22 protein-coding genes are annotated in these 23,924 nt (G+C 69.6%); 6 read left to right on the forward strand and 16 right to left on the reverse strand.

From position 1 onward, the window contains the following. Positions 1-8: 8 nt before the first annotated feature. From DTA15_RS27915 to DTA15_RS27950, 8 genes are all read right to left on the reverse strand, one after another. Positions 9-893, reverse strand: coding sequence for a MurR/RpiR family transcriptional regulator (locus tag DTA15_RS27915; protein ID WP_006488922.1), 885 nt, complete (start codon positions 891-893; stop codon positions 9-11). Positions 894-1,187: 294 nt separating this feature from the next. Further along, the gene (locus DTA15_RS27920) at positions 1,188-2,360 is read right to left on the reverse strand and encodes a Gfo/Idh/MocA family protein (protein WP_006488917.1); all 1,173 of its coding nucleotides are present in this window, start codon (positions 2,358-2,360) and stop codon (positions 1,188-1,190) included. A 32-nt stretch (positions 2,361-2,392) separates the two neighbouring features. Next, positions 2,393-3,319, reverse strand: a complete 927-nt coding sequence (locus tag DTA15_RS27925) for a TIM barrel protein (RefSeq protein ID WP_006488923.1) — start codon at positions 3,317-3,319, stop codon at positions 2,393-2,395. A gap of 39 nt (positions 3,320-3,358) precedes the next feature. Then, complete coding sequence (iolG, locus tag DTA15_RS27930; RefSeq protein ID WP_006488925.1) at positions 3,359-4,372, reverse strand: bifunctional inositol 2-dehydrogenase/D-chiro-inositol 1-dehydrogenase; 1,014 nt, start codon at positions 4,370-4,372, stop codon at positions 3,359-3,361. A gap of 74 nt (positions 4,373-4,446) precedes the next feature. Next, the gene (locus DTA15_RS27935; protein WP_006488926.1) at positions 4,447-5,358 is read right to left on the reverse strand and encodes a sugar phosphate isomerase/epimerase family protein; all 912 of its coding nucleotides are present in this window, start codon (positions 5,356-5,358) and stop codon (positions 4,447-4,449) included. A gap of 43 nt (positions 5,359-5,401) precedes the next feature. Further along, positions 5,402-6,427 carry an ABC transporter permease gene (locus DTA15_RS27940; RefSeq protein WP_006488918.1) on the reverse strand — a complete coding sequence of 342 codons (1,026 nt, stop codon included), beginning with the start codon at positions 6,425-6,427 and terminating at the stop codon, positions 5,402-5,404. Between the two features lie 27 nt (positions 6,428-6,454). Then, a complete protein-coding gene (locus tag DTA15_RS27945) occupies positions 6,455-8,038 on the reverse strand; it encodes a sugar ABC transporter ATP-binding protein (RefSeq protein WP_012492539.1) in 1,584 nt (527 codons plus the stop codon). 66 nt (positions 8,039-8,104) lie between these two features. Continuing rightward, positions 8,105-9,031 (reverse strand): sugar ABC transporter substrate-binding protein, encoded by a 927-nt coding sequence (locus tag DTA15_RS27950; RefSeq protein ID WP_012492538.1) that lies wholly within the window; start codon positions 9,029-9,031, stop codon positions 8,105-8,107. Positions 9,032-9,348: 317 nt separating this feature from the next. Between DTA15_RS27950 and DTA15_RS27955 the strand changes: the two genes are divergently transcribed. The 5 genes from DTA15_RS27955 (at position 9,349) to DTA15_RS27975 (ending at position 15,715) form a co-directional block, all read left to right on the forward strand. Next, positions 9,349-11,304: a bifunctional 5-dehydro-2-deoxygluconokinase/5-dehydro-2-deoxyphosphogluconate aldolase gene (locus DTA15_RS27955; protein WP_006489372.1), complete on the forward strand. Its 1,956-nt coding sequence runs from the start codon at positions 9,349-9,351 to the stop codon at positions 11,302-11,304. Positions 11,305-11,350: 46 nt separating this feature from the next. Then, a complete protein-coding gene (gene iolD / locus DTA15_RS27960) occupies positions 11,351-13,234 on the forward strand; it encodes a 3D-(3,5/4)-trihydroxycyclohexane-1,2-dione acylhydrolase (decyclizing) (RefSeq protein WP_006494057.1) in 1,884 nt (627 codons plus the stop codon). Positions 13,235-13,293: 59 nt separating this feature from the next. Then, positions 13,294-14,223 carry a myo-inosose-2 dehydratase gene (iolE, locus tag DTA15_RS27965; protein WP_006481603.1) on the forward strand — a complete coding sequence of 310 codons (930 nt, stop codon included), beginning with the start codon at positions 13,294-13,296 and terminating at the stop codon, positions 14,221-14,223. 56 nt (positions 14,224-14,279) lie between these two features. Further along, complete coding sequence (gene iolB / locus DTA15_RS27970) at positions 14,280-15,098, forward strand: 5-deoxy-glucuronate isomerase (protein ID WP_006481608.1); 819 nt, start codon at positions 14,280-14,282, stop codon at positions 15,096-15,098. Positions 15,099-15,220: 122 nt separating this feature from the next. Then, the gene (locus DTA15_RS27975; RefSeq protein ID WP_006481607.1) at positions 15,221-15,715 is read left to right on the forward strand and encodes a heme-degrading domain-containing protein; all 495 of its coding nucleotides are present in this window, start codon (positions 15,221-15,223) and stop codon (positions 15,713-15,715) included. A 46-nt stretch (positions 15,716-15,761) separates the two neighbouring features. Here DTA15_RS27975 and DTA15_RS27980 read toward each other — a convergent pair whose 3' ends face one another. The 8 genes from DTA15_RS27980 to DTA15_RS28015 form a co-directional block, all read right to left on the reverse strand. Continuing rightward, the gene (locus tag DTA15_RS27980) at positions 15,762-16,508 is read right to left on the reverse strand and encodes an SDR family NAD(P)-dependent oxidoreductase (RefSeq protein ID WP_006481604.1); all 747 of its coding nucleotides are present in this window, start codon (positions 16,506-16,508) and stop codon (positions 15,762-15,764) included. 193 nt (positions 16,509-16,701) lie between these two features. Next, complete coding sequence (locus DTA15_RS27985; protein WP_012492537.1) at positions 16,702-17,406, reverse strand: ABC transporter ATP-binding protein; 705 nt, start codon at positions 17,404-17,406, stop codon at positions 16,702-16,704. Next, positions 17,403-18,155, reverse strand: coding sequence for an ABC transporter ATP-binding protein (locus DTA15_RS27990; RefSeq protein WP_006485993.1), 753 nt, complete (start codon positions 18,153-18,155; stop codon positions 17,403-17,405). Before DTA15_RS27990 ends, DTA15_RS27985 begins: the two co-directional genes overlap by 4 nt. Beyond that, the gene (locus DTA15_RS27995; RefSeq protein ID WP_012492536.1) at positions 18,152-19,381 is read right to left on the reverse strand and encodes a branched-chain amino acid ABC transporter permease; all 1,230 of its coding nucleotides are present in this window, start codon (positions 19,379-19,381) and stop codon (positions 18,152-18,154) included. The genes DTA15_RS27990 and DTA15_RS27995 overlap by 4 nt, the downstream gene beginning before the upstream one ends. Further along, entirely contained in the window at positions 19,374-20,309 is a 936-nt protein-coding gene (locus DTA15_RS28000; RefSeq protein ID WP_006485992.1) for a branched-chain amino acid ABC transporter permease, read from the reverse strand. The genes DTA15_RS27995 and DTA15_RS28000 overlap by 8 nt, the downstream gene beginning before the upstream one ends. Positions 20,310-20,318: 9 nt before the next feature. Continuing rightward, positions 20,319-20,756, reverse strand: coding sequence for an acyl-CoA thioesterase (locus DTA15_RS28005; protein ID WP_006485994.1), 438 nt, complete (start codon positions 20,754-20,756; stop codon positions 20,319-20,321). A 163-nt stretch (positions 20,757-20,919) separates the two neighbouring features. Next, a complete protein-coding gene (locus DTA15_RS28010) occupies positions 20,920-21,456 on the reverse strand; it encodes an NUDIX domain-containing protein (RefSeq protein WP_006494058.1) in 537 nt (178 codons plus the stop codon). A 112-nt stretch (positions 21,457-21,568) separates the two neighbouring features. After that, the gene (locus DTA15_RS28015; RefSeq protein WP_012492534.1) at positions 21,569-22,840 is read right to left on the reverse strand and encodes a YbfB/YjiJ family MFS transporter; all 1,272 of its coding nucleotides are present in this window, start codon (positions 22,838-22,840) and stop codon (positions 21,569-21,571) included. Positions 22,841-22,965: 125 nt separating this feature from the next. Between DTA15_RS28015 and DTA15_RS28020 the strand changes: the two genes are divergently transcribed. Beyond that, the gene (locus DTA15_RS28020) at positions 22,966-23,880 is read left to right on the forward strand and encodes a LysR family transcriptional regulator (protein ID WP_006489674.1); all 915 of its coding nucleotides are present in this window, start codon (positions 22,966-22,968) and stop codon (positions 23,878-23,880) included. Positions 23,881-23,924 lie beyond the last annotated feature (44 nt).

Below are 23,924 nucleotides of genomic sequence, written 5' to 3' on the forward strand. Positions count from 1 at the left end.
AGCCGGGATCAACCGGCCTTCGTGCCGTGCGCACCGTCGGCGGTCGGCAGGTACGACAGCTCGAGCCGGTACGCGAGCGCGACGAACAGGCTCTGCGCGAGGCCCATCGTGGCCGTCAGTGCACGAAAACCGAACGTCGCGCTGTCCTGCACCATCAGCGTCACTTCCGCCTCCCGCGCGAGCGGGCTCATCCGGCTGTCGGTGATCGCGATCAAGCGCGCGCCGCGCTGCGCGGCCTGCTGCGCGACCTGCACGGTCTCGTCCGCATACGGCATGAACGAGATCGCGATCATCACGTCGCCCTCGCGCACCGACCGGATCTGGCCGAGATGCATGCTGCCGAGCGCGCTGAACAGCCCGATGCGCTTGTCCGTGTGCTGCAACGCATAGTCGAGATACACGGCGATCGGGAACGCGCGCCGCGACCCGGCGATCCAGATCGCCTGCGTATCGGCGAGCAGGTCGACGGCCTGCGCGAGCGCCTGCGAATCGAGCGTCTGCCGCAACTGCTGCATCCCGGCAATGCTGCCCTTGATGAATTCGTCGGCGATCTGTTCGGGCTGCAGGCTCGACGAGCCGGCCTCGATCACGTCGCGCAGCCGCAGGTTGTACGCGCGCCCCGGCGCGATCTGCTGCGCGAGCCCTTCGCGGAACAGCCGCTGCATCTCGGAGAACCCGGAGAAGCCGAAGTGCTTCGCGAAGCGCACGACGGCCGACGGCTGCACGCCGCAGGCCTCCGCGAGCGACTGGATGCCTTCCAGCCCAAGCTGGTCCCGATGCGTTTCCACGTGGCGCGCGATCACCTTCAGGCGATTGCTGAGGCCGTCGTACTCCTGCGTCAGGTGCTGCAGGAACGCCTCGACGGTGGCGGGAGGTTTCTCGGATGAACTCATCGGATAGCGCGAAGTTGACGGCCCCGGTGCGCGCGCGTGGCTGGCCGGCGCGGCCCGGGGCTCGACTGGATACATGCATGAAGGGCGAATTTAATCACGTTTGCGGCACGGCCCGCGCCGCCTGCTCGCTCCCACGCGCTCGATCATCACTTGCACACGCTCCACGGCAAGACTGGAAACGATTGTCCAACGCGCTCGCGGCGTCGTAAAGATTAGGGCGTCTACCGAGGCCGGCGGTCGCGAAAAAACGCGACCAAACGCGACGACGCGCGGCGCAGCCGGCCCGCCCCCGTTTCAACGATAGTCGACCCACACGCTGCCCGCATCGGCCGAACGCACGCAATTCTCGACCCAGCGTACGCCCTCGACACCGGCGTGCACGTCCGGAATACGGATGGCCTTCACCGCCGCCATGTCGCCGCGATCGGCCGCGTCCATTGCGAGCGCGAAGCGCGCGTAGAGGTTCGACCAGGCCTCGAACAACCCTTCCGGATGCCCGGCGCCGATGCGGTCTTCGCGCAATGCGTGCGGATGGAGGTACGGCATCCCGCGATCGAGCACCTGCGCGGGCTGCCCCTGGATTTCGTAGCGCAACTGGTTCGGATGCTCGTCCCACCATTCGATGCTCGCCTTCGAGCCGATCACGCGCACCTTCTGCCCGTGCATCGAGCCGGCATTCACCGCGCTCGACCATACGTAGCCGATCGCGCCGGTGTCGTATTCCATGATCGTGAACGCGTTGTCCTCGAGCGGCGCGCGGCTCTTCACGAAGCTCTGCCGCGAACACATCAGCCGCCGGATCTTCAGTGCCGGCGCCATCACCTCGGAGATGTACAGCGGATGCGTGCCGATGTCGCCGAGCACGTAGCTCGGGCCCGCGAACTTCGGATCGACGCGCCAGCGCGCGGCCGCGCTCGCGGCCTCGACGCCCTCGCTGTGGAAGCCGTGCGCGAACTGCATCTGCACGATGCGGATCTCGCCGAGATCGCCGCGCGCGATCATCTCGCGCGCCTGTTCGATCATCTGGTGTCCGGAATACCCGTACGCGACGCCGACGATCCGGTTCTTCTCGACCGACAGACGCTGCAGCGCCTCGGCCTCCTCGGTCGTGAAGCACAGCGGCTTCTCGCAGACCACGTGCAGCCCCGCGTTCAGCGCGGCGCGGCAGATCTCGAAGTGCGTGTTGTTCGGCGTCGCGATCGACACCGCACGAATGCCGTCGGGGCGACGCGCCTCGGCGTCGAACATCGTCGCGTAGTCGGGATAGCAGCGCTCGGCCGCGACGCCGAGCTTCACGCCGAACTGGCGGCCGCGTTCGGGATCGAGGTCGAATGCGCCGGCGACCAGCTGGAAGCTGCCGTCGCGCAGCGCGGCCGACCGGTGGCTGTAGCCGATCTGGCTGCCGAGGCCGCCGCCGACCATGCCCCAGCGAATCGAATGGCCAAGCAGAATCTGTCCGTCAATCATGATGGTGGTGTTCCTGGTGCGGGTTCAGGGGATCATGCAAAACCGGCCGACGCGAGAAACGCGCGGCTCGCGGCGACGTCGCGCAGGCTCGTGCCGGCGTTGCGCGGGTCGCGCTCCTGTTCGATCGTGATGTAGCCCGCGTAGCCGATGTCGACGAGCGCCTGGCGGATCGCCGGGTAGTCGAGCACGCCGGTGCCGATCGGGCACATCACGCCGCGCGCGCAGGCCGCGAAGAACGCGATGTGCTCGCCCATCACCGCGTCGTATACGGCCGCGTCGATATCCTTGAAGTGCACGTAGTCGAGCCGTGCCGCATGGCGGCGCAACCACGTTTCGGGGTCCATGCCCGAGTAATACAGGTGGCCGGTGTCGAGACACAGGCCCGCCATGTCGGCCGGAATGTCGGCGACGATCCGGTCGATCTCGTCCGCGAACTCGATGTAGCCGCCCGCATGCGGATGGATCACCGCGCGCACGCCGAACTCGTCGCGCGCGATCGTCGCGATCTGCCGGATATGCTCGACCATCCGCGCCCAGCGCTCGTCGGACAGCCGCGGCGCGCGATCGCCGTGGCCGGCCGCGTAGTCGCGTTCCTCGTGGCCCCAGTCCATCACGACCAGGTATGGCGCCGCGTAGCGCTGGCCGCCCTGCGTCGGCAGCTTCGGCAGTTGCGTGATCAGCGCGCAGATGTCGCGCGTCTGGCGCAGCAGGTTCGGCAGGTTCTCCGGCGCCACGAGATCGTCGAAGATCGTGCCGGCCGTGATGCTCAGGCGTTGCCGTTCGAGCTCCGCGCTCACCGCGTCGAGGTCGAGCGGGATGTAGCCGTACGGCCCGAGCTCGATGCCCGAGTAGCCGGCCTGCGCGGCCTCGGCAAGCACGTGCCGCCACGGCGGCAGGTGCGGGTTCTTCACGTCGTCGACGCCCCAGCAGCAGGGCGCGCAGCCAATCTTCATCGTCATGTCGGTCGGTCCGGCAAGTAAGCGGCGCGCAGCCGCGGGTCAGCCGCGATAGAACGCGGGACGCTCGGCCATCGCGATCGGCTCGACCGCGCCGCTCTGCTGGGCCCGCACGCACGCGTCGGCCGCGACCGCCGCCGCGTAGCCGTCCCACGCGGACGGCCCGGTCAGCGCACCCTGCCGCACGCCGTCAATGAACGCCTGCAGTTCGACGTCGTACGACGCGATGAAACGCTCCTTCCAGTCGGTCATGATCTCGACCGACTGCCGCGCCGCATGCCTGAGCCCGACGGCCGGCGGATCGGGCAGCTTCGCGATGCCCTGCTCGCCGACCACCTCGCACTGGATGTCGTAGCCGTACTGGCAGTTCACGAAGATCTCGACGTCGATGCGCACGCCGCTCGCGGTCTCCAGCAGCACGATCTGCGGATCGGCGAGATGCGCGCTCGCATGGCGCGTCTTCTTCGGATAGACGACCTGCGCGCTCGTGTAGTCCTCGCCGAGCAGCCAGCGCAGCACGTCGAGTTCGTGGATCAGCGTGTCGGTGATCGCCATGTCGGTCGTGTAGCGCTCGCCGACCGACTGGTTGCGGTGCGCGCAATGCAGCATCAGCGGCGCGCCGATCTGGCCGCTGTCGATCACGCGCTTGAGCGCGCGATAGCCTTCGTCGTACGGCCGCATGAAGCCGACCTGCACGAGCCGCTTGCCGTGCGCGACTTCCGCTTCGACGATCCGCATGCAGCCGTCGGCCGTGACGGCCAGCGGCTTCTCGCAGAACACCGGCTTGCCGTGCGCGATCGCGTCGAGCACGAACGCTTCGTGCGTCGGCCCCCACGACGTGACGAGCACGGCCTGCACGTCGGCGGCCGCGACCACTTCGTGGCCGTCGCCGTAGATCTCGGCGTCGAGCCCGTACTTCGTCACCGCATCGCGCGCCTGCTGCGGATCGATGTCGTTGACGGCCACGACGCGCGCGCCGGACAGCGTGCGGGTCAGTCTGCGGATGTGGTCCTGGCCGATCGCGCCGCAGCCGATCACGCCGATTTGCAAGGTCATGCAGTTCTCTCCAGTCGTTCGTTCATCAGCGACGCGGCCCGTGCCGCGCCGGTCAGTCATCGGTCATCAGCCGTTCAGCGCGCGGTGCGATCGAAATGGCGATCGACGTAGCGCTGGATCGCGTCGCGCATGTAGCGCGACGAGGCTTCCGCGCGGTCTTCCCACGCGAACACGCACGACGACATCACGCCGTCGAAACCGGCCGCGCCGAGCGCGCGGAAAAACACGTCCCAGTCGATCTCGCCCTGCCCGATGTCGAGATGCTGGTGCACGCGGATCTGGTTCGAGCCGGGCGGGTTCACGATGTAGCGCAGCTGGCTGCTCTTGCGGTGGTCGAACGTGTCGGCCACGCGCACGTGCGCGAGGATCGGCGCGGCCTGCGCGATCATCGCGGCCATGTCGTCGCCGTAGTAGAACGTGTGCGGCGCGATGTACGACAGCTTCAGCGACGGCGAACCGAGGTTCGTGACGATGTCGATCGCCGGCTGCAACTGCTCGATCCAGTCCTCCGGATGCGGCTCGACCGACAGCACGATGCGTTCGCGCTCGAGGATCGGCAGCAGCTCGTCCATCGAGCGGAACCACGCGGCCTCGCACAGCTCCTTCGGGTTCGCGCCCGGCCGCTCGCCGACCGAGCGCTCGGGCGACGCGCCGCGCCCGAACTCCGACACCATCAGCGGGCACTCCATCTCGACCGCGACCTCGACCGCCTTCCGCCAGCAGCGCACCGCCCATTGCCGCTCGTCGTCGAACGGGCTTGCCCAGCGGTACATCGGCTGCAGCGACGCGAGGCCGACGCCGCTCGCGCGCAGCGCCTGGCGGAACGCGGCCATGCGTTCCCGCGTCGCGCGCGGCATCACCCACCAGTCGAGAAAGTCGCTGCGCGGCGACAGCTCGATCTGGTCGTAGCCGAGCTCGGCCACCGCGTGCGGCAGCCGGTCGAGCGGCAGGTGGCGAATCATGTAGGGGTCCAGCGCGATCTTCATCGGGTGTCCTATGCGAAGTCTGATTTCGGGATCACGCGCGCGCTCAACGGCGCGACTTCTTGTTGCGGTACTGGTCGGCGATCACGGCCGCGACGATGATCGCGCCCTTCACCATCTCCTGGTAGTACGCGTCGATGCGGATGAACGTGAAGCCCGATGTCATCACGCCGAGGATCAGCACGCCGATCACGGTGCCCGTCACGCGGCCGAGGCCGCCCGACAGCGACGTGCCGCCGATCACGACGGCCGCGATCGCATCGAGCTCGTACATCACGCCCATGCCCGACTGGCCGGAGATCGCGCGCGCGGCCGTCACCGTGCCGGCGATCCCGCTCAGCAGGCCCGCGACCGCATAGACGAACACCAGGTGCCGCGTGACGTTGATGCCCGACACGACGGCCGCATGGCGGTTCGCGCCGATCGCATAGGTGTACTTGCCGAAGCGCGTATAGCGCAGCACGACGTGGAAGATCGCGGCGATCACGAGAAAGATGATCACCGGGTTGGCGCCCGCGCCGATCGCCGCGAACTGGTCGGTCAGCATCGACACCGGCATCCCGTTGGTGAACCACTTCGCGAAGCCGCGCGCGGCGACCATCGTGCCGAGCGTCGCGATAAACGGCGGGATGCCCGTCATCGCGATCAGCGAGCCGTTCAGCAGGCCGACCAGCAGCCCGACGCACACGCCGGCCAGCACCGGCCAGATGATCGGCAAGTCGGTGAGGTGCGGAAACACCGCACGCGGGAAGTCGGACACCTGCGCGAGGCTCGCCGACACGACGGCGGCCGCCGCGACGACCGACCCCGACGACAGGTCGATCCCGCTGGTGATGATCACGAGGTTCACGCCGACCGCGATGATGCCGATCACGGCCATCTGCAGCACGATGATCTCGAGCCGCTCGGTATTGAACAGGAAGCTCTGGCCGACGACGATCCAGCCGACGATCTCGAAGAACAGGCTGATGCCGACCAGTACGAGGAAGATGCTCAGTTCGGGCGGCCACTTCGTATGCCGCGACTTGAGTGTCATGGTCTGCGCATCCGCGACCGGGTTCAGGTTGCCCATTTCAGTTGTCTCCAATCTTGTTTCGGCTCAGCGCGACGCGAGATCCATGATGCGGACCTGGTCGGCGTCCTTGCGATCGACGATGCCGGTCATGCGCCCTTCGTGCATCACCATCACGCGATCGCTCATCCCGAGCACTTCCGGCATTTCGGACGAGATCATCAGCACCGCGACGCCCTTGCCCGCGAGCGCGCTGACGAGCCGGTGAATCTCGGCCTTCGCGCCGACGTCGATGCCGCGGGTCGGTTCGTCGAGGATCAGGATGCGCGGCTGCGTGAGCAACCACCGGCCGATCAGCACCTTCTGCTGGTTGCCGCCCGACAGGTTCTGGATTTCCTCGTGCAGCCCGGGCGACTTCACGCGCAGCATCCGGCTCATTTCCTCGCAGTCGCGCTTCAACTGCGCCTGCTGCACGAAATTGAACTTCACGTAGCGGTGGCTGAGCACCGCCGCTTCCATGTTCGCGAGCAGGTCGAGATTCAGGAAGCAGCCGGAATCCTTGCGGTCCTCGGTGAGGAACGCCATCCCGTGCTTCATCGCCTGCGCGGGCGTCGCGATCCGCACCGGCTTGCCGTCGATGCGGATTTCGCCCGAGGTGGCCGGCACGACGCCGAACAGCGCCTCCGCGACGTTCGAGCGCCCCGAGCCGACGAGGCCGGCGACGCCGAGGATTTCGCCCGCGCGCAGCTCGAAGCTCACGTCGCGGAACACGCCGTCGACGCAGAGATCCTTCACCGACAGCACGACGTCGCCGATCGGCACGTCCTCCTTCGGGAACATCTGCGTGATCTCGCGCCCGACCATCATGCGGATGATGTCGTCGCGCGTGACGTCGCTCGACGCATGCGTGCCGATGTACTTGCCGTCGCGGAACACCGAGAACTCGTCGGCGATCTCGAACAGCTCGTTCATCTTGTGCGTGATGTAGACGATGCCCTTGCCCTGCTCGCGCAGTTGGCGAATGATCCGGAACAGGTGCGTGACTTCCTTGTCGGTCAGCGCGGAGGTCGGCTCGTCCATGATCAGCACGTCCGAGTCGAACGACACGGCCTTCGCGATCTCGACCATCTGGCGACTCGCGACCGTCAGCGTGCGCACGTCGGTTTCCGGATCGATGTCGATCGACAGCCGCTCGAACAGCGCGGCCGTGCGGCGGCGCAGCTCGGCGTGATCGATCAGGCCGAAGCGGTTCTTCGGTTCGCGGCGGATCCAGATGTTCTCCGCGACCGTCATGTACGGCATCAGGTTGAGTTCCTGATGGATCATCGCGATCCCGCGGTCGAGCGCGTCGAGCGGGCCGTTCAGCACGACCGGTTCGCCGTTGATCAGGATTTCGCCCTGGTCGGGCGTGTAGACGCCCGCGATGATCTTCATCAGCGTGGACTTGCCGGCGCCGTTCTCGCCCATCAGCGCATGAACGGTGCCGCGGCGCACGCGGAACTGCACGCCGTCGAGCGCGACGACGCCGGGAAAGGACTTGCCGACCCCGCGCACCTCGAGCACGCAGTCGGCCGCGGAAGGCGGCGGCGAACCGGACGCGCCGGCCGCCCCGGACGAAGCCGCCGGCGCGTCGCCGGCGGCCATCGGGCGCGCGATCCTGGCTGTAAACATGGACGTTCCTCGACAAGTCGCGCGAACCCGGCGTACCGGGCCCGCGCAGTTCAACGGAAAAACCGGTCAGTGCTTCGCGTACTGGTTCATGTTGTCGGGCGTCACGAGCTCGAACGGCACGTTCACGTAGCGATCGACGGGCTGCTTCTTCGCGAGCTTGAGCGCCGCGGCCACCGCCTGCGCGCCCTGCCCGGTCGCGTTCTGGTACACCGACACCTTCAGCTCGCCGGCCTTCATCGCGGCAAGCCCGTCCGGCGTCGCGTCGATGCCGGCGACGACGGTCTTCGGCGTGAGCTTGCGCGCGGCCTTCAGCGCGTTGATCGCGCCGATCGCCATTTCGTCGTTGTTCGACACGATCGCGTCGAACTTGGTCCCGGAGCTCAGCCAGTTCATCGTGATGTCCTGGCCCTGCGTGCGGCTCCACTTGCCTTCGCGCTTGTCGACGATCTTCATGCCCGCGCAATCCTTCGTCGCGATCACGTCCTCGATGTCCTTGGTGCGGGCGCGCGCCGATTCGTTGGACAGCTCGCCCATCAGCACGAGGATGTCGCCCTTGCCGCCGAGCAGCTTGCACACCTGGCGCGCCTGCAGCGTGCCCGACTGCTTTTCGTCGGAGGCGACGACCGCGACGCCGGCCGGCAGCTTGTCGAAATCGACCGGCTTGCGGTTCACGTAGACGAGCGGGATCTTCGCGGCGGTCACCATCTTCGTGATCTTCGGCGTCGCATCGGTATCGACCGCGTTCACGATGATCGCGTCGACCTTCTGCGCGATCATGTTCTGGACCTGGCTCAACTGCTTGCCGACGTCGTTGCCGCCGTCCTCGATCTGCACCGTCGCGCCGTCCTTCTTCGCCGAATCGGCGATGCTGTTGCGCAGGATGGTCAGGAATGTGTCGTCGAACGATGCCATCGTCACGCCGATCTTCTCGGCATGCGCGAGCGGCGCAGCCAGGATCGCGGCGGCCGCGACGGCCATCAGCTTGGTCTTCATGATCAATCTGTCTCCTCATCTCCGGGGGGCGGAAGACGGCGCGTTGCGCGCCGCCGGGCCGAGTCCGATCGGGTCCGATCGGGACTGAAGCACCCGGATGAAACTGTAGATCACTTCCTCGAAAATTTGGAAATTTATTTCTACGTGATTTCACCTAGGGAACTGGATTTCCAAAAAGTCTAGACTCCGTTCCGTAGCCCGAATCCCAGCGACAGGCAGCCTCGCGTCGTGCAGCACCTGCTGCGGACAGCCGTCGCGGGATCGGTCCCCTAATCTGCCGGCAGCGCCGAACGCCGGCCGCGAGCGTGACACGTGATATGAGCCTGCTGAACTTTCCGAGTGACCGCCCCATCGATCTCGCCTGCCTCGGCCGCGTGGCCGTGGATCTCTATGCGCAGCAGTACGGCAGCCGCCTCGAGGACGCGCGCAGCTTCCAGATGTATCTCGGCGGCTCGTCGGGCAACGTCGCGTTCGGCGTCGCGCGGCTCGGGCTGAAGACCGCGATGATTTCGCGCGTCGGCGACGAGCAGATGGGCCGCTTCCTGCGCGAGACGCTCGAGCGCGAAGGCTGCGACACGAGCCAGTTGCAGACCGACCGCGAGCGCCTCACCGCGCTGGTGCTGCTCGGGCTAAAGGATCGCGATACGTTTCCGCTGCTGTTCGTGCGCGAGAACTGCGCGGACATGGCCGTGCGCGCCGACGAGATCCGCGAGGACTTCATCGCCGGTTGCCGCGCGCTCGCGATCACCGGCACGCATCTGTCGACGCCGGGTACGCGCGAGGCGTCGCTGACTGCGCTCGGCTATGCGCGCCGCCACGGCGCGGTGCGCATCCTCGACATCGACTACCGGCCGGTGCTGTGGGGGCTGACCGCGCGCGGCGCCGGCGAAAACCGCTACGTGCCCGACGCGCAGGTGACGCGGCAGTTGCAGCAGGTGCTCGGCGAATTCGACCTGCTGGTCGGCACCGAGGAGGAATTCCTGATCGCGGGCGGCGTGCCGCACGACCTGATCGGGTCGTTGCAGGCGGTGCGCGCGATCACGAACGCGACGCTGGTCGTCAAGCGCGGTGCGCTCGGCTGTTGCGTGATCGAAGGCGACATTCCGGCCAGCATCGACGCTGCGCCGACCTTTCTCGGCGAGCGCGTCGAGGTGCTCAACGTACTCGGCGCGGGCGACGCATTCCTGTCGGGCCTGCTGTCGGGGCTGCTGCGCGGGCGCGACTGGGCCGAATCGACGCGCATCGCGAACGCGTGCGGCGCGATCGTCGTGTCGCGCCACGCATGCTCGGCCGCGATGCCGACGCCGGCCGAACTCGCGCACTGGTTCGACGGCAGCCGCAATCCGCAGGTCGATGCCGACCGCACGCTCGCGCACCTGCATCGCGTGACGGTGCCGCGCCGCGACTGGGACGACCTGTGCGTGATGGCGTTCGACCATCGCAGCCAGTTCTACGAGCTCGCGGTGCAGGCCGGCGCGGACGAAGCGCGGATCAAGACGCTGAAGCGCCTGCTCGTGCGCGCGGTCGAACAGGTCGAGCGCGATCGCGGCATCGCCGGCCACGTCGGCGTGCTGATCGACGGCGGCGCGTACGGCAGCGACGCGCTCGCGTCGGCCACCGGGCGCGGCTGGTGGGTCGGCCGTCCGGTCGAGCTGCCGGGCTCGCGCCCGCTGCGGTTCGACGACACGCGCTCGGTCGGCTCGTCGCTCACGCACTGGCCGACCGAACAGGTCGTGAAGTGCCTGGTTCACTATCACCCCGACGACCCCGTCGACCTGCGCGTCGAGCAGGAGCAGCGCGTGCTGGAACTGTGGGAAGCCACGCGTGCGAGCGGCAACGAGCTGCTGCTGGAAATGATTCCGCCGCGCGCGGTCACGCCGGCTGGCACCGAGGACGACGCGGTGCTGCGCACCGTCGCGCGCTTCTACAACCTCGGCGTGAAACCCGAATGGTGGAAGCTCACGCCGCTCACCGCCGACGGCTGGACGCGGCTCGCCGCGCTGATCGCCGAGCGCGACCCGTATTGCCGCGGCGCGGTGATCCTCGGGCTGAACCAGCCGCTGCAATACCTCGTCGACAGCTTCCGCTCGGCGACCAACCCGATCGTCAAGGGCTTCATGGTCGGCCGCACGCTGTGGGCCGATGCGTCGCTGAACTGGTTCGCGGGCCGGATCGACGATCAGGCGCTGATCGACGAAGTGGCCGGCAATTTCGCACAACTGGTCGACGCGTGGCTCGGCCGCCGGGCCGCCGCCCGCGCCGCCGCGGCCTGATGCCTCCGTTCGTGACGACCACCCGACTTCTCTCTATCGACCGACGATGACCACCACCGTAAGACTGACCGTCAGCCAGGCGCTCGTGCGCTACCTGGCCGCCCTGCGCGCCGAAGTCGTCCAGCCCGACGGCCGCACCGAGATCCTGCCGTACTGCGGCGGCGTATTCGCGATCTTCGGCCACGGCAACGTGGCCGGGCTCGGCGAAGCGCTGCACGCGGAGAAGGATCGGCTGCCGACGTTTCGCGCACACAACGAACAAGGAATGGCCAACGCGGCCGTCGCGTTCGCGAAGGCGAATTTCCGCCAGCGGATGATGGCCGCGACGTCGAGCATCGGCCCCGGCGCGACCAACATGCTGACCTCGGCCGCGCTCGCGCACGTCGGCCGCCTGCCGCTGCTGCTGCTGCCCGGCGACGTGTTCGTGTCGCGGCTGCCCGACCCCGTGTTGCAGCAGGTCGAGGATTTCGAACAGGGCGACGTCAGCGCGAACGACTGCTTCCGGCCCGTGACGCGCTACTTCGACCGCATCACGTCGCCCGAGCAACTGCTCGTCGCGCTGCCGCGCGCGATCCAGGTGATGACCGATCCCGCGCAGTGCGGCCCCGTCTGTCTCGCGCTGCCGCAGGACGTGCAGACCTTCGCGTACGACTGGCCCGAGGCGTTCTTCGCGCCGCCGCTGATCCGGATGCGCCGCCCGCCGGCCGACGCGCTCGAGCTCGCCGATGCGCTCGACGTGCTGAAGGCCGCGAAGAAGCCGCTGATCGTCGCCGGCGGCGGCGTGCTGTACAGCCAGGCGTGGGACGCGCTGCGCGCGTTCGCCGACACGCATGGCGTACCGGTCGCCGAATCGCAGGCCGGCAAGGGCAGCCTCGCGTGGGATCACCCGCTGAACCTCGGCTCGATCGGCGTGACGGGCTCGCCCGCCGCGAACCGCGCGGCCGCGCAGGCCGACGTCGTGTTCGCGGTCGGCACGCGGCTGCAGGATTTCACGACCGGTTCGCACGCGCTCTACGGCGACGCGACGCTGCTGAGCCTGAACGTGCAGCCGTTCGACGCGGGCAAGAAACGCGGCCGGCAACTGGTGGCCGATGCGCGCACGGGCCTCGGCCAATTGTCGGCCGCGCTGGCCGGCTGGCGCGCCGACCCGGCGTGGACCGCCGCGAGCCGCGACCAGGCCGCCGCGTGGAACGCGCGCGTGACGGAGCTGACCACGCGGATTCCGACGGACACGCTGCCGTACGACGCGGAAGTGATCGGCGCGGTGCGCGACTCCGCGGCCGACGCGGGCCTCGACAGCGCGCGCGACGATCTCGTCGTGTGCGCGGCCGGCACGCTGCCGGCGGAGTTGCACAAGCTGTGGCGCAGCGGCGTGCCGGGCAACTACCACATGGATTACGCGTATTCGTGCATGGGCTACGAAGTCGCGGGCGGCCTCGGCGCGAAGCTCGCGCGGCCCGAGCGCGAAGTGATCGTGATCGTCGGCGACGGCTCGTACATGATGCTCAACGCCGAACTCGCGACCTCCGTGATGCTCGGCCGCAAGCTGATCGTCGTGATCCTCGACAACCGCGGCTACGGCTGCATCGAGCGGCTGCAACTGAATTGCGGCGGCGCGAGCTTCAACAACATGCTCGACGACTGCGTGCCCGAAGGCGGCGAACGCTCGACGATCGACTTCGCGATGCACGCGCGCGCGATGGGCGCCGAAGCCGTGCACGTGCGCGACATCGGCGAATTGCGCGACGAAATGAAACGCGCCCGCGCGGCGAAGAAGAGCCAGGTGCTCGTGATCGACACCACGCACCGTCGCACGACCGACGACGGCGGCGCATGGTGGGAAGTCGCGGTGCCGCAGGTGTCCGAACGCGCGGGCGTCGTGGACGCACACCGCGCGTATCTCGACGCGAAAACCCGCCAGCGACGCTGAGCCGCCCCCTTTCCATCGGCCGCGCCGAGACAACAACATTCGAATCAAGGAAGCACGTCATGAGCTGGAACGTCCGCATCGGTATCAACCCCCTGTCGTGGATGAACGACGACCTGCCGTCGCTCGGCGGCGAGACGCCGCTCGAAACGGCGCTGAAGGAAGGCGCCGAAATCGGCTATGCGGGCTTCGAGCTCGGCAACAAGTTTCCGAAGACCGGCCCCGAACTGAAGGCGAAACTCGCCGAATTCGGGCTCGTATGCGTGTCGGGCTGGTATTCGGGCTTCCTCGCGGAGCTCGCGCCGGGCATGACCGACGCCGATGCGGTCGCCGCCGAAATCGAGCGCTGCCGCGCGCACATGACGAAGCTGCAGTACAACGACGTGACGGTGGTCGTGTACGGCGAGTGCGCGGGCACGATCCAGGGCAGCATCGACACGCCGGTCGCGAAGCGGCCGCGTTTCGTCGACGACGCAGCGTGGCGGCGCTATGCCGCGCGCCTCGATGCGTTCGGCGCGCACCTGCTCGACACGTACGGGATCCGGCTTGCCTACCATCACCACATGGGCGCGTACGTCGAATCGCCGGACGACGTCGACCGGTTGATGGCGCTGACCGATCCGGCGAAGGTGTTCCTGCTGTTCGACACCGGCCACGCGTATTTCGGCGGCGCGGCCGACCCGGTCGCACTGCTGAAGAAGCACGTATCGCGCGTGGCGCACGTGCATTGCAAGGACGTGCGGCCGCAGGTGGTCAACCAGGCGCGCAACGACGGCTGGAGCTTCCTGAACGGCGTGATCAACGGCACCTTCACGGTGCCGGGCGACGGCGCGCTCGACTACGATGCGACGCTGCGCACGCTGAAGGACGCCGGCTACGAAGGCTGGCTCGTCGTCGAGGCCGAACAGGACCCGGCCGTCGCGCCGAGCTACGCGTATGCGAAGAAGGGCTACGAGTCGCTGCGCGCGATCGTCGACCGGTTGAGCGCGTGAGCCCGCACGAGGGCGCGTGAGCGCTCGAGCCCTACCCTATTGCGGAGACCCCTTTCATGACGATTTCTCCCCTGCTGGTCAAGGCATCCGCCGACCGCGAAATCTGCAACGTCACGCCCGAATCGGCCGGCTGGCAGCACGTCGGCTTTCGCGCGCTGCGCCTGAAGGCCGGCGACACCGAAACGCTCGACACCGGCGCGCGCGAACTGTGCGTCGTGGTGCTCACGGGCACGGTGCGCGCGGACGTCGACGGCGCAACCTACGATGCGCTCGGCAAGCGCGACAGCGTGTTCGAGGACGTGTCGCCGGACGCGCTGTACGTGCCGGGCGGCAAGACCGTCACGCTGGTCGCGACGCGCGATGCGGAAGTCGCGCTGTGCACCGCGCCGTACGCGAGCGGCGACAAGCCGGTACGGCGCCTCGACGGCGAGCGGATGCGCCGCTCGGTACGCGGCCAGGGCACCAACACGCGCTATGTGTGCGACATCCTGATGGGCGACAATCCGGCCGCCGACCGGCTGCTGGTCGTCGAAGTCGTCACGCCGGCCAGCCATTCGAGCAGCTATCCGCCGCACAAGCACGACCGCGACGCGGCGCCCGACGAAACCTCGCTCGAGGAAACCTACTATCACCGGATCGATCCGCCGCAGGGTTTCGCGTTCCAGCGCGTGTACACCGACGACCGCAGTCTCGACGAGGCATGCGCGGTCGAGAACCACGACGTCGTGATGGTGCCGCGCGGTTACCACCCGGTCGTCGCGCCTCACGGCTACAACCTGTACTACCTGAACGTGATGGCGGGCCCCAGCCGCGCATGGGCGTTCAAGAACGATCCCGCGCACGAGTGGATGCTCGATGCGGCGCCGAAACGCTGAAGCGTTGAAGCGCTGAAGTGCCGAAACACCGAAGCACTGAACGAAACACGGGCCCGCGCGCGGCCCGTGACGATGCGACGCCCGGCGCGCGCGGACAGCGCCGGCAACGCTACGGAGCCGCCATGGTGACGCCCCCCTTTCGCCTCGAACCCCACGCCTTCGACGACGATGCGTCGAATCCGGCGCTGCCGCACTTCAACGCGGCCGTCGCGCGCCGCATGGGAGAAATCGCGGTCAACCTCGCGTCGCGACGCGGGCTGCCGATCGCGGTCAGCATCGTCGGCGAGCAGGCGCCGCTGTTCTACTGCGCGCTCGACGGCAGCGACGCGCACGACAGCGACGCGATCCGCCGCCGGCAGAACACGGTGCTGCGGTTCGGCCAGAGTTCGCTCGCGGTCGGCGCGCGCTTTCGGCGGGCCGGCTGGTCGCTGCGGTCGCAGGGCCTGTCGGACGACGACTACGCGCTCGACGGCGGCGGCGTGCCGTTGCGGATCGCCGGCGCCGGCATCGTCGGCGCGATGACGATCGCGGGGCTCGGCTCCGAAGCCGATCACGCGCTCGTCGTCGAATGTTTGCGGTGGCACGTCGGCGCGAATGCGCTGGCGATGAGCGCGTAGCGGCGCGAACGGCGCCCACCCACCGTTCGCGCGGTACCGCGGACGATCAGTTCAACCCGCCGCTCACGACGAGGTGCTCGCCAGTCATCCAGCGCGCATCGTCCGACGCGAGGAACACGGCGACCGACGCGATGTCGTTCGGCTCGCCGAGGCGGCCGAGCGGCGTCTGGCCGAGCACCTGCGCTTCCAGATCGGAGCCGATGATGCCCGCGCTGTGCGTGCCCTCGGTCACGATCATCCCCGGGTTGATCGCGTTCACGCGGATCTTGCGCGGGCCGAGTTCGAGCGCGAGCACGCCGGTGATCGCGTCGACCGCACCCTTCGTGCCGCTGTACACGGCGCTGGCCGGCGGCGTGATGCTGGTCACGACCGAACTGATGTTGATGATGCTCGCGCCTTCGCCGAGATGCTTGACGGCCGCCTGCGTGGTCAGCAGCACGCCGAACACGTTCGTGTCGAACTGCCGGCGATAGTGTTCCTCGGTGATCGCTTCGATCGGCGCGAATTCGTACACGCCCGAATTGTTGACGAGCACGTCGAGACGGCCATACGTTTCGATCGCCGTATCGACGATGCGTTGCGCGTCGGCGGCCTTCGACACGTCGCCGCCGACCGCGACCGCGCGGCCGCCCGCTTCGGTGATCGCGCTGACGACCGCGTCCGCGCCTGCCTTGCTACTCGCGTAGTTGACGACGACCGCCGCGCCTTCGTCGGCCAGTGCCTTCGCGATTGCCGCGCCGATGCCCTTCGATGCGCCCGTGACGATCGCGACCTTGCCTGCCAGCTTGCTCATGATTTCATTCTCCAGTCCGAAGACGTTCGATGGATGGTGCCGGTTGCCGCAGCGAGGCGGTGATGCGTCGTTGCATCGTTGCGTCGCGATGGCGACCGGCCTGACTGGCAATGTACTTGTGCGGCACCGCAGCGATAAAGCGGCTTGAAGCGAATTGACTGGCGGAGTTTGCCGAACAATCGATCGGGCGTCGTCAGCCGGCGCTCAGCCATGCGTGGGCGACTTCGCCGCCCAGCCCGTCGAGCGCGCCGTCGTAGACGATCCGTCCCCGCCCCATCACCGCCACGCGCCGCGCGAGCCGCGGCGCGAGCTGCAACCGCTGCTCGATCAGCACGATCGCGACGCCGTCGGCCTGCAGCGCGGCAAGGCACGCGCCGACTTCGTCGACCGCGAGCGGCGCGAGCCCTTCGGCCGGCTCGTCGACGATCAGCACGCGCGGGCGGCCGGCGAGCGCGCGCACCAGCGCGAGCACCTGCTGCTCGCCGCCCGACAGCCGCCCCGCCTTCACGTCCGCGCGTGCGGCCAGCAGCGGAAACCGGTCGAGCAGGCGGTCGAGCGCTGCGCGTTCGGCCGTGCCGCGCGCGCCGCGCAAACCGAGCCGCAGGTTGTCGCGCACGGTCAGCAGCGGGAACACGTCGCGGCTTTCAGCCACGTAAGCGACGCCGCGCCGCGCGATTTCGAACGTGCGCGCGCCCGTGCATTCGGCGCCGGCGATGCGCACCGAACCGGCCGTGCGTACGAGCCCCATCACGGCCTTCGCGAGCGTCGAACGCCCCGATCCGTTGCGACCGAGCAGCGCGAGCGTCTCGCCCGGCGCGAGCGCGAGATCGACGCCGTCGAGCACGGGCTGCACCCCGTACCACGCGCGCAGCCCGCGAATGTCGAGCACGGCGCTCATGTCGCGCCCTCGCCCAGGTACGCGGCCCGCACGCGCGAATCGGCGCGGATCGCGTCGGGCGCGCCGGTCGCGACCACCGCGCCGCGCACGAGCACCGTGATGCGTTCGGCGAACCCGAACACCGCGTCCATGTCGTGCTCGATCATCAGCACGGTGCGGCCCTGCGTCGTCGCGCGGATCAGCGCGATCATCCGCGCCGCCTGCGCGCGGCTCATGCCGGCCGTCGGCTCGTCGAGCAGCAGCGTACGCGCGCCGCTTGCAAGCGCGATCCCGAGATCGAGCGCGCGCTGCTCCGCATAGCTCAGTTCGCCGGCCGGTGTGTCGCGCCGCGTGTCGAGGCCGACGTCGTGCAGCACGCGCGCGGCCGCGAGATCGATCGACGCCGATTCGCGCAGCCGGTTCCACCAGCGCCGCCGTTCGGCCGGCGCATGCAGCGCCGCGCAGCGCAGATTGTCGAATACGGTCAGCCGCGCGAACACGCTCGTCTGCTGAAAACTGCGGCCGATGCCGAGGCGGCTCGCGACGACGGGCCCGCGTCCGCGCAACTCGACGCCGTGCAGCACGACACGCCCGCGCGTCGGCCGCGTCGCCCCGGCGATCACGCCGAACAACGTCGACTTGCCTGCGCCGTTCGGCCCGATCAGCGCGTGACGCTCGCCGGCCGCGATGCTCAAATCCACACCGTCGAGCACCGTCTGCGCGCCGAAGCGCTGCACGACGCCATGAAGCGCGATCGCGTTGCCGTTCATCGCGCGTCCTCCCGCGGGGTCGCTGCCGCGTCATGCGCGAGCCGCGCGCGCCAGCCCCACAGCAGTGTGCCGATGCCGGCCGCCGAGCATGCGACGGCCCAGCCGACCGGCGTATCGGCATCGATGCCCCACGCGCCGAACGCGAGGCCCGTGCCGTCGTCCTGCGCGAACCGCCACGCATAGCCGAGCTCGGCCGCGCAGACGATCGCGACGCCCCAGAACGCGCACGCGCCGACGCCGCACAGCACGCGCCACCGCTCGGCCGCCGGCGCGCCGCGGCGCAGCGCATGCGCGAGCGTTTGCGCAATGCCGGCGATCCCGCCCGGCGCGGCCACGACGACCGCGACGAACAACACGCCGAGATACAGCGCCCACGCGCGCGACACGCCCGCGACGACGATACTCAGCGCGGTCAGCACGGCCACGCCGACCGCGGGCCCGAAGAATGCGCCGGTGCCGCCGATCACCGCGGCGATCAGCACGGTCGCCGAGCGCGCCATCGACACGCTGTCGGGCGTCGCGATTTCGACGTCGATCAGCGTCAGCGTGCCGGCGATGCCGGCGAAGAACGATGCGCAGGTCACCATCGCGAGCCGCACGCGGCGCGGATCGGTGCCGAGCGCCGCGACGCGCGCCGGGTTGTCGCGCACCGCGTTCGCGAGCCGCGCGAGCGGCGTGCGCGTCAACGCATGCATCGCGCACGCCGACACGACGCACCACGCGGCGATCACCGCATACGCGTGCGCCGGCGCGCCGAAATAGCCGTTGCCCCAGGACGCGCCGCTCGCCCGGTCGATCGGCACGCCGCCGAGGCCGCCGAACCACGCGGGCACGCTCCACGCGGCCGCCGCGACGCATTCGCCGAGCCCGAGCGTGATCATCGCGAACGCGGTGCCGGAGCGGCGCGTCGCCAGCAGCCCGGCGACGAACCCGAAGCCCGCGCCGGCCACGCCGCCGACGAGCGGCAACAGCGGCAGCGGGCCGCCGACGTGATTGAACCAGTGGGCGGCCGCGAACGCGCCGAGACCCGCGAACGCCGCATGCCCGAACGACAGCAGCCCGGTCGTGCCGAGCTGCAGGTTGTACGACAGCGCGAGCACGACGAGCGCGGCCGTCTGCGCGAGATAGCCGAGCACCGCGCCGTGCGGCCACAGCCACGCGGGCAGCGCGACGCACGCGGCGAACAGCGCCCAGCGCGCGGATCCGGCCAATGCGCGGCTATGCATCGACACGCTCGCCGAACAACCCGCGCGGTCGCGCGACCAGCACCGCGACGAGCAGCAGGTACGGCACCAGCGGCGCCAGTTGCGCGATCGACACGGCGGCGACGCTATCCGGCAGCGCGATGCCCGTCCATTGCACGAGGTCGCGCAGCGACGTGTCGCTCGCCGCCGCGAAGGTCTGCGCGAAACCGACCGCGAGCGACGCGACGAACGCACCGCCGAGCGAGCCGAGCCCGCCGATCACGACCACCGCGAACACGACCGACCCGACGGTTTCGGCCAGCGCGGGCTCGATTACCGCGAGCGGCGCACCGATCACGCCGGCCAGCGCCGCGAGCGCGGTGCCCGCGCCGAACAGCGCCGTCATCACGCGCGGCACGTCGTAGCCGAGCGCCTCGACGGCCGCGCGATGCGTGAGCGCCGCGCGCACGACGAGCCCGATACGCGACGCACGCAGCAGCACGCCGAGCGCGACCAGCATCGTCGTGGACATCGCCATCATGAACAGCCGGTAGCGCGGCAACGCGAGACCGAACACGGTCACGGGCGCGCCGTCGAACAGCGGCGGCACGGGCGCCGGCAGCGGCGCGAGGCCCCACGCGAGTTTCGCGCCCTCGCCGATCAGGTACGCGAGACCGAAGGTCAGCAGCAGTTCGCTCGTATGGCCGCGCGCCTGCACACGGCGCAGCAGCGCGCGTTCGCAGCCGGCGCCGAGCAGCCCGACCGCGAGCGGCGCGAGCACGAGCGCGGACCAGAAGCCCGCCCAGGCCGCGATGCCGTAGCCGACGTACGCACCGAGCATGTAGAAGCTCGCATGCGCGAAGTTGAGCACGCCCTGCACGCTGAAGATCAGCGTGAGGCCGGCCGACAGCATGAACAGCAGCAAGCCGTAGCTGAGGCCGTTGAAGGCCTGGAGCGCGAACGCGTGCACCGCGTGGCGTCAGGCGGCGAGCGGTTCGAGCGCGGCGCGCAGCGCGTCGGGCAGCGGCACCGGACGGCGCGTGCCGCGATCGACGTACACGTGCACGAAGTGCCCCTGCGCGGCGGGTGACGCATCGCCCTGCGCAAACAGCCCGACTTCGTAGCGCACGCTCGACGTGCCGAGCTTCACGACGCGCAGCCCCGCGTCGACCGCTTGCGGGAACACGAGCGGCGCGAAGTAGTTGCACTGCGTCTCGACGACCAGCCCGATCGTCTGCCCGTGCTCGACGTCGAGCACGCCCGCGCGGATCAGGTACTCGTTCACGACGGTGTCGAAGTAGCTGTAGTAGACGACGTTGTTCACGTGCCCGTAAACGTCGTTGTCCATCCAGCGGGTCGTGATCGGCAGGAAGTGGCGATAGGCGTCGCGCGGACGCGGCTGTGGCTTGTCGGACATGGCGATGGCGGTCAGGACGATGGAAGCGAAGGGAACGAGGGAGATGACGGCGGCGAAGACGACGCGTGGCGGCCGCACGACGCGGCGCGCCGGCCGGCGACGAAGCGCCGCGTCGCGATCGCGCGCGCCGCGGCGGATGAAACCCTGCGGGCAGGCCGGCCCGTCACTGCCCCGGCCGGTCGACGAATTCGAAATCGAGGCCGCGCGCGCGCATCCAGTCGGCGAGCGCGACGCCCGTGCCGGCGCGCCACGGGCGCAGCAGCGGCGGATCGACGAGCTTGTACTCGAGCAGTTCCGGCGACAACGACACCGTGCCCGACGCCCGCACGTGGTACGCGATGATCAGTTCGTTCTTGCGGATGAATTCGTACACGCCGACGAGCGATACCTGCTCGGCCTTCAGCGCGGTTTCCTCGAACACCTCGCGGGCGATGCCGTCCTCGGGCGTCTCGCCGTTTTCGAGAAAGCCGGTGATCAGCGCGAACATCCCTTCGGGCCACGCCGCGTTGCGCGCGAGCAGGATCTTGCCGTCGAGTTCGACGATCGCGGCGACGACCGGCAGCGGGTTGTTCCAGTGCACGTAGCCGCACGACTCGTCGGGGCATGCCTGGCGAACGCGGCCGCCCTCATGGTCGGGATCGGCCCGCTCGGTGAGCGGGCTCGCGCAGCGCGGGCAAAAACGGTAGTCGGCGGTGGTCATCGATGAGAATCTGGCGAGCGCCGGACGGCCGCCTGCCGGCTGCCCGCGCACCCGCTCGGCGCGGGAAAGGCTTCATTCTAGCGAGTTTGCCCGCGCCGGAGACGATCCGGCCCTACCCGCGCCGGGATGATCGGCGCCCGCGCGCGGCGGTCGCCGCGAAGCCGGCGGCGCCGATCAGCAGCGCGGCCACCGCGACCCACAGCGCGGGCGTAAACGACCCGAAGCGCGCGGCCAGCGGCGCCGCGACGAGCGGCCCGAGGATCTGCCCGACGCCATACGAGGCGGTCGCGTAACCCATCAGCCCGGCCGCGCGCTCGCCGTGCAGGCGCCGCGCCTCGCGCATCGCGAACAGCGTGATCGCGGTGAACGGCAGGCCGAGCAACGCGCTGCCGATCGAGAAGCCGGCCGCGTTCGGCCACACGATCCCGGCCGCGATGCCGAGCGCCTGCGTCGCGCAGCCGGCCGCCAGCAGCAGCCGGTTGTCCCAGTGGCCAGGTAGCCGCGCGGCGGTGATCGCGCCGACGATCAGCGCCGCGCCGAACATCGGCCAGAACAGGTCGGGCCACGGCGAACCGGCCGGCAGCGCGGCGCGCGCGATCACCGGCAGGAACGTCGCGGTGATGATGTAGCCGAAGCCCGGTGCGCCGTACAGCACGACGAGCCACGCGGCGTCCGCGCGACGGCTTCGCGGGGCGGCCCGCGCCGCCGGGGCGACCGGCACGCCGGTGGCCGCATGTGGCGCGGCAGCGGTCGACGTTGGCTGCGCGTGCGCCACGGCCGGCGCCGCACCGAACGTGCGCCAGATCGCGACCGACAGGACGGCCGACAACGCCGCGAAACCCAGCCAGCCCAGCGCGGCATGCTGGCCGGCCAGCGCACTGCCGATCAGCCCCGTCACCACGATGCCGACGCCCGGCCCCGCGTAGATCACCCCGCTCCATTCGGGCGCAGCCAGCTCGGCCAGACGCCGCAACCCCCATTGCGACATGAACACGAACGTCCATGCGCTGACGACGCCCGCGACGAAACGCACGACGAGCCACGCCGGCAGCCAGTGACCGATGCCCATCGCGGCGGTCAGCAGCACGGTCGCCGCGAGCCCGAAGCGCACCATCCGCGCCGGCGCGACGTGCAGCGCCGCGCAACTGACCGCGCCGACGAAGTAGCCCGCATAGTTTGCGGACGCAAGCCAGCCGCCGGCTTTCAGGTCGATCGAGCCGTCCGCGAGCATCAGCGGCAACAGCGGCGTGAACGCGAAACGGCCGACGCCGAGCACGACGGCGAGCCCGACCATGCAGGCGAGCGCGGCCGCGCGGGCGCGGCGGTCGGCCTGGTCGGACGAAGGCACGCGGGCGGCGGCGGGCGGAGCATCGAAGCGGGACATGGCGGCATGGGCCGGCGCTTCGCGCGCGCCAGCCGGATCGGAAATCGGAATGGGTCCATCCTAGCTTGACCAACCATTCTCGAAAAATGAATAATTAAGAATCGACTCATCCCTCGGAGAGAATCATGGACCTGGCGGCGCTGGCGATTTTCCGGGCGGTCGTGCGCGAGAACGGCGTGACGCGCGCGGCGGCCAAGCTCAATCGCGTGCAGTCGAACGTCACGACGCGCATCAAGCAGCTGGAGGAGGAACTCGGCGCGGCGCTGTTCGTGCGCGACGGCCGCCGGCTCGTGCTGACGCCGGCCGGGCAGACGCTGCTGCCGTATGCGGAGCGCCTGCTCGCGCTCGCCGACGAGGCGCGCGACGCGGTGCGCGAGGACACGCCGCGCGGGCGGCTGCGGCTCGGCACGATGGAAAGCACGGCCGCGAGCCGGCTGCCGACCATCCTCGCGCGCTATCACCACGCGTGGCCCGACGTGTCGCTCGAATTGCTGACGGGCACGACGGGCTGGCTGATCGACCGCGTGCGCGACTTCGAGGTCGACGCCGCGCTGTTCGCGCGCCCGCCCGAGCCGGACATGCTGCCCGACACGTTCGAGACCGTGCCGATCTTCCGCGAGGATCTCGTGCTGCTCACGCCGCGCGGCCATCCGCCGGTGCGCACGCCACGCGACGTGATCCTGCCGACGCTGATCGCGTTCGAGCGCGGCTGCACGTATCGCAAGTACGTCGAGCAGTGGTACGCGGCGCACGGCGTGAAGCCGGCCCGCGTGCTCGAGCTCGGCTCGTATCACGCGATCGTGGCGTGCGTCGCGGCCGGCGCGGGCATCGCGGTCGCGCCGCGTTCGGTGCTCGATCTGCAGCCCGAGACCGGCAACATCGCCGCGCACAGGATTCCCGAACTCGAAGGGATCGACACGCTGCTCGCGTGGCGGCGGGGCTATGCGTCGGCGGCGCTCGCCGCGCTGCGCGATGCGCTCACCGACACCGCGCGGCAGCCCGGCGACGTGACGAAGCCGACGGTGACCGTACCGGCCTGACCCGTGCCCGCGCGTCGCCGCATCGATCGACACGCCTCGACCGC

Origin of the sequence: Burkholderia cenocepacia (assembly GCF_900446215.1) — a bacterium.
Classification (GTDB): Bacteria; Pseudomonadota; Gammaproteobacteria; order Burkholderiales; family Burkholderiaceae; genus Burkholderia; species Burkholderia cenocepacia.